We start from the raw sequence: 5,719 nt of genomic DNA on the forward strand, positions 1-5,719 counted from the left end.
CACCCACCCGACGCAACGGGCGGGCGAGCGGGCGGACAGGGCGGGTTAGCTGCGGCGGTCGCCTGACCGTCGGATTCCGGTCAGGTCGTCGTCGATTTCGGTGTAAGTCCGGTGACGAGGGTGTCCAGGTCTGGTCTGTCGTTATGAACAGGGAGCGGACACGCTCGTCCCATTCCCACGGTGTTCAGAGCGGGTCGTCTGGGTGAGGCGCGAGGCAGGGTGGGAGCGCGCCGCCGGAAGGACATCCGGCGGTCGTGCGCTCTTTGCTTGCAGAACCATGACACGGTCCCGGGTTTCCCCGATACTGGAAGGCTTTCCACCGACCAAGGGAGGACCGTGTCCAGAATCCGTGCCCTGAGCGCCGCAGCCACCGCCGCGGCGGCCGCCGCGAGTGTGGCCCTGCTGCCCACCGCGGGCAACGCCGCTACGACGGCGGCGAGTACCGGCGGAGTGGTGATTCAGGAGGTGTACGGCGGCGGCGGCAATTCCGGCGCCACCTATACCAACGACTACGTCGAGCTGCTCAACACCGGCACCAGCGCGGTCGCGCTCGACTCGTGGTCGGTGCAGTACATCTCGGCCGCGCCCGGCGCCACCACGACCTGGCAGGTCACCGACCTGACCGGCTCGATCGTGCCCGGCGGGCGCTACCTGGTGGGCGAGGCGGCCGGCAGCGGCGGCACCGAGGCGCTGCCCACGCCCGACGCCACCGGCACGATCAACATGAGCGCCACCAACGGCACCGTCGCCCTCGACACCACGCAGACCGCGCTCAGCTGCAAGACCGCGGCCGACTGCGCGGCCGACACCACGATCGACGACCTGGTCGGCTACGGCACGGCCGTTGTCTATCAGGGCACTGCCGACGCTCCGGGCCTGAGCAACACCACGGCCGACTCGCGCGACGCGAACGGCACTGACACCGGCCAGAACGGCGCCGACTTCACCGCCGTCGCGCCGGATCCGCAGAACTCCGCCTCGGGCACCACCTCGGGCAGCCCGTCGGCGAGTGCCAGCGCCAGTGCGAGTGCCAGCGCGTCGCCGAGTGCGAGCGCCACGGCCACCCCGGGCCCGCTGCGCATCCACGACATCCAGAGCGACGAGTGGATCTCGCCCTACAACGGGCAGCAGGTCACCAATGTGCCCGGCATCGTCACCGCGATCCGCACCAGCGGCTCGAAGGGCTACTGGATTCAGGACCCCAACCCGGACAGCGATCCGGCCACCAGTGAGGCCGTGTTCGTCTACACCTCCTCCGCCGCCACCGTCGCCGTTGGCGACTCGGTGCTGGTGTCCGGCAAGGTCGAGCAGTACTACCCGCTGGCCAGCGGCGACACCGACGCGACCACCTCGAACCTGTCGGTGACCGAGATCGGGAGTCCCACCGCGATCACGCTGAGCACCGGCAACGCGCTGCCCGCCGCGATCGTCATCGGCCCGGACACCGTGCCGAACACCTACGCGCCCGACCTGAACAACGCCAGCATCGAGAGCGGCACCATCCAGCCGACCCGCTCGGCGCTCGATTACTACGAGTCGATCGAGGGCATGCGGGTCGAGGTCGACAACGCGCAGGTGGTCGGTCCGTCCGACAGCTACGGCGAGCAGTACGTGACCACCAAGCCGGGGCAGGACACCACCTTCCGCGGCGGCGCCGAACTGCTCGGCGAGAACCAGACCCCGGCCGGACGCCTCGAGATCGTGGCCGACAACGGGACCAACCCCGAGGTGAACGTCGGCGACGAGTTCTCCGGCGCCACCGTCGGCACCATCGACTACTCGCAGTACGGCGGCTTCATCGTGGCCGCGTCCACGCTCGGTACCGTGGTGCACAACAACCTCGCCCCGACGGTGGCCACCGCGCCGACGAAGAAGCAGCTGTCCATCGCCACGTACAACGTGGAGAACCTGGAGCCGACCGACTCCGCCGCCAAGTACCAGGCCCTGGCCAAGGGCATCGTCACCAACCTCAGTTCGCCCGACATCATCGCGGTGGAAGAGGTGCAGGACAACTCCGGCGCCACCGACGACGGCACGGTGGCCGCGGACCAGACCATCGCCGACCTGACCACGGCCATCGCCGCGGCCGGCGGCCCGCAGTACAGCTACCGCGAGATCGACCCGGTCAACGACCAGGACGGCGGCCAGCCGGGCGGCAACATCCGGCAGGTGTTCCTGTTCAACGCGAACGTGGTCAGCTTCGTGGACCGGGGAGATGCGAGCGTGGACCGCTCCACCACCGGCACCGCGGTGGTGAAGACCGACGGCAAGGCGGACCTGACCCTCTCGCCCGGCCGCATCGACCCGACCAACCCGGTCTGGGCCTACAGCCGCAAGCCGCTGGTGGGTGAGTTCTCCTTCAACGGCAAGACCGTGTTCGTCATCGCCAACCACTTCGTGGCCAAGCTCGGCGACCAGAACCAGGACGGCCGCTACCAGTACCCGGAGCAGGACTCGCAGATCCAGCGCGCGGGCCAGGCCCAGGTCGAGCACGACTTCGTGCAGCAGATCCTGGACGTGGAGAAGAAGGCCGACGTCGTGGTGGTGGGCGACCTGAACGACTACCAGTTCAGCCCCTCGCTCGCCGCACTCGAGACCGGAAGCGCCTCCGGCACCGGCCCGTCGATCCTCACGGACCTGATCACGACGCTGCCGGTGGACCAGCAGTACACCTACGACTACGAGGGCGTCTCCGAGGTGCTCGACCACATCCTCGTCTCGCCCGGCATCACCTCGTACGACTACCAGGTGGTGCACCTGAACGCGGAGTACGCGAACCAGACCAGCGACCACGATCCGCAGGTAGTGGACATCAAGCCGTAATGTAAGAGTACGGGCAGGCGGGACGGCGCCGGGGCGCATCTCTGACGAGGTGCGTCCCGGCGGCTTGCCGACGGGCTCGTGCGGGCTCGCTCAGTCCTTCACGAGGGTGACGACCTCGCTGATGAATATGAGTACAGCTATGCACATCAGCAAGGACAGAATCACCTGGTAGCGCAGCCTTGCGTGGTGGTCCCTCTCGCGATATCTCCTGTTCGTCCTTTCGAGCCAGGAGAGCACTCCACGAAAATCGCAGTAGGCGAGCAAGCTGGCTGTGAACAAGAGGACCGCGACGGTTATCCGGCCGAACGCCTGCATCGCTCAGGACCCTTTCATGTCGGTTGACGGGGGAGCTGGGGCATCGTGGCCCACCCGCCGACTGTATGGCACGGCCCGGTTGCGGGCAGGCCGCCTGACGCGTCGGCTCAGGGTACGCATAGAAGTTCGGTGGCGGCGTACGCGGAGCGGGTGGGCGTGGTGCGGCGCCTGGGTGCGCGGGGGCGGCCGTGCGCTCACGCGGTGTCCGGCCTCACCGTCCAGGCGTTGTCCCGGTCCAGCACCGCGTGCAGTGCGAACACGCCCTGGGCGAAGGCGAGCTCGATGGGCGGGATGATCTGCTCCACGTCCAGGCCCGACCCGGCTTGGAAGGTGCCCGCGGTCAGCCAGTACCGGCCGGCCGGGTGGGGGGGTGAAGACCAGGTCCACGGCCGGGGTGACCGGTGCGGTGTAGACCGGGCGGCCGGACATCCCGATGCCGACGGTCGCCGGACCGCCGATCGGGAGGTCGCTCAGTTCCCGGATGTAGAGGACGCCGGGCCGGGGGTCGGCGACGACCGGTCCGTTCTGGAGCAGGTAGGCGCCGTCGCGGTGGGAGAGCTGGACCTGCTGCCTGGCCGGGTCGGTCGGGTCGGCTGGCAGGGTCTGGGTGGGCGTCGTGCCGCCCTCGGCGAAGAGCATGAAGCTGTAGTCCGGGGTCCACTCGAAGACGGCCGTGGTCCCCGGGTGGGCGTCCCTGACCAGCCAGGTCAGGGACAGCACGTCGCCCAGGCCGAGGTCGGGGTCGTTCTGGTAGACGGCGAACTGCTCGAAGGCGCCGGAGTTGTTGGTGACCCGGAGCAGGTAGGTCGTCGCGCGGGTCTGCGGTGCGACGGGGGCTTCGGCGGCGCGGCTCAGGCCAGGCCGGCCGGCAGCAGGACGGCGCCGGTCGTCAGCGCGCTTCCGGCGAGTGTGGACTTCAGGAAGGCGCGCCGCGAACGTTCGGTCATGCCGTTGTGCTTTCAATGCGACTGTGCGGCCTGGTGATGGTTTGTCCGAGTTTAGGCAGCGGTCGCGGGCGCCCCGGGCGTGTCCGGCTGATCCACTCGAGTGGAATCGAGGGGATCGGCGCGGCGCCCGGGGCGGGGGTGGTGCTGAGGGATCGTCAGAGCGCGACGGACGCGGCCTTCGCGCGTGCGGCGAGGTACTCGCCGTAGCGCACCGGCGGCAGGTCCTGGCGCAGCCCGATCGGCGCGGGCAGCGGTGTGACCTCGGTGTCGACGTCCGCCTCCATGAACATGATCAGGGACACGAGCTCCTCGCCGGGCTCGTCGGCCGGGGGCGGGAGGACCCGGTGGCGGGTGGAGCGCCAGCGGTCACCGGTCCAGCGGGCCAGCAGGTCGCCGATGTTCACGGTGTACGCGTCCTCGTGTAGCGGCGCGTCCACCCAGTCCCCGTCCAGCGTCTGGATCTGCAGCCCGCCGTACCCGGCCTGGCGGTCGAGGATGGTCAGCATGCCCCAGTCGGTGTGCGGCGCGACCCGGAACTGCCCGTCCAGCGGCGCCCCGGTCTCGCGCAGCGGCGGGTAGCGGTTGATGTTGAAGGTGTGCGGTGAGCGGCGGCTGCGGGCGTGGAACCAGCCCTCGGGCAGACCGAGCGCCGCCGTGCACAGCTCGAGCAGCTCGTCGTAGAGCACGCGCACGGCGTCGGCGTAGCGGCCGCACAGCTCGGCCAGCTCGGGCACCTCGGCCGGCCAGAGGTTCGGCGCGAACCAGGCCGCGTCGGTCGCGGCGTCACCGGTGTGGAAATCCCGGCCCATGGTCAGGCTTTCCTTCAGGTCGGCCCGGGAGGTGTCGGCCTCGAGTCCGTAGAAGGCGTTGGCCTCCTTGCCGATCGGGATCCAGCCGCGCCCGCCCACCGGAGCGGCATAAGGGGCCTTAGCCGGGTGCGGCAGGTCGAAGAAGCGCTTAGCCGCCGCCCGCACCTCGGCCCGCAGGCCCCGGTCGATCCCGTGTCCGGATATGAGCAGGAAGCCGGACTCGCGCAGCGCGGCATCGGTCTCGGCGGCCACGGCGTCGCGGTCGCCGCCGCGCCAGCGGTGCAGATCGATCAGGGGGATCATGCGGTACTCCGTCGTCGTGCAGGGGCGGTCGTTACCCCACCATGATGACGGCCCGGGCGACCGCGGGGAAACCGCGGGTGGCGCCGCGGCCCGGATCCGGGTGGACAACGCGCGCGAGCGGCGATGAAGATGGTCCGGTGAGCTCACGGGGGTGGACGGGTAAGCGCGTGCTGTGGTTCCTACGGGGTCAGGTGGAGGATCTCCAGTCGCTGCTCTGGCGCGCGGTGGCGCTGTTCCGCGTGTTCTCCTGCGGCTACGCGGCGATGCTGACCTATCACTATGCGCGCACGTACACGCGCCCGGATCTGGGCTACGCGGTGATCGCGGTGATGGGCGGGTGGACGCTGGTGAGCATCGTCGCGTACGCACACCCGCGCGGGCGCACGGCCGCGGTGCTGGGCGCGGACCTGCTGGTCACCTTCTGCTGCCTGCTGGCCACCCGATGGGTGGTGCCGGCCGGCGGGAACCCGGAGATCCTGCCCATGCTCTGGGTCGCCGGGCCCGCGCTGGCCTGGGGGATCG

Annotated in this window: 5 protein-coding genes and 1 pseudogene; 2 read left to right on the top strand and 4 right to left on the bottom strand. The window is 70.0% G+C overall.

Features of this window, described 5'->3' with window-relative positions; genetic code table 11:
* Nucleotides 1–336 precede the first annotated feature (336 nt).
* Nucleotides 337–2,823 carry a DUF8508 domain-containing protein gene (locus tag KDL01_RS38590; RefSeq protein ID WP_212533677.1) on the top strand — a complete coding sequence of 829 codons (2,487 nt, stop codon included), beginning with the start codon at nucleotides 337–339 and terminating at the stop codon, nucleotides 2,821–2,823.
* 90 nt (nucleotides 2,824–2,913) lie between these two features.
* On the opposite strand, the gene KDL01_RS38595 is transcribed toward KDL01_RS38590, so the two are convergent.
* The 4 genes and pseudogenes from KDL01_RS38595 to KDL01_RS38600 all read right to left on the bottom strand — a co-directional run bounded on the left by KDL01_RS38595 (nucleotide 2,914) and on the right by KDL01_RS38600 (nucleotide 5,197).
* Nucleotides 2,914–3,138, bottom strand: a complete 225-nt coding sequence (locus KDL01_RS38595) for a hypothetical protein (RefSeq protein ID WP_212533678.1) — start codon at nucleotides 3,136–3,138, stop codon at nucleotides 2,914–2,916.
* A gap of 194 nt (nucleotides 3,139–3,332) precedes the next feature.
* A complete protein-coding gene (locus KDL01_RS47125; RefSeq protein ID WP_498038004.1) occupies nucleotides 3,333–3,482 on the bottom strand; it encodes a RhiA family protein in 150 nt (49 codons plus the stop codon).
* Between the two features lie 28 nt (nucleotides 3,483–3,510).
* Nucleotides 3,511–3,993 (bottom strand): annotated as a pseudogene (locus KDL01_RS47130) (RhiA family protein); the annotation flags it as partial.
* 247 nt (nucleotides 3,994–4,240) lie between these two features.
* Complete coding sequence (locus tag KDL01_RS38600; protein ID WP_212533679.1) at nucleotides 4,241–5,197, bottom strand: isopenicillin N synthase family dioxygenase; 957 nt, start codon at nucleotides 5,195–5,197, stop codon at nucleotides 4,241–4,243.
* A gap of 137 nt (nucleotides 5,198–5,334) precedes the next feature.
* Here KDL01_RS38600 and KDL01_RS38605 point away from each other — a divergent pair.
* Nucleotides 5,335–5,719, top strand: a 385-nt coding sequence (locus KDL01_RS38605; protein WP_212533680.1) for a DUF5931 domain-containing protein, incomplete at its 3' end; no start/stop codon positions are given.

Origin of the sequence: Actinospica durhamensis (genome assembly GCF_018139695.1) — a bacterium.
GTDB classification, from domain to species: domain Bacteria; phylum Actinomycetota; class Actinomycetes; order Streptomycetales; family Catenulisporaceae; genus Actinospica; species Actinospica durhamensis.

What these genes read in the sequence shown, in the direction of transcription:
- KDL01_RS38595 (WP_212533678.1), bottom strand. Translation starts at nt 3,138, where the DNA reads ATGCAGGCGTTCGGCCGGATAACCGTCGCGGTCCTCTTGTTCACAGCC.
- KDL01_RS38600 (WP_212533679.1), bottom strand. Translation starts at nt 5,197, where the DNA reads ATGATCCCCCTGATCGATCTGCACCGCTGGCGCGGCGGCGACCGCGAC.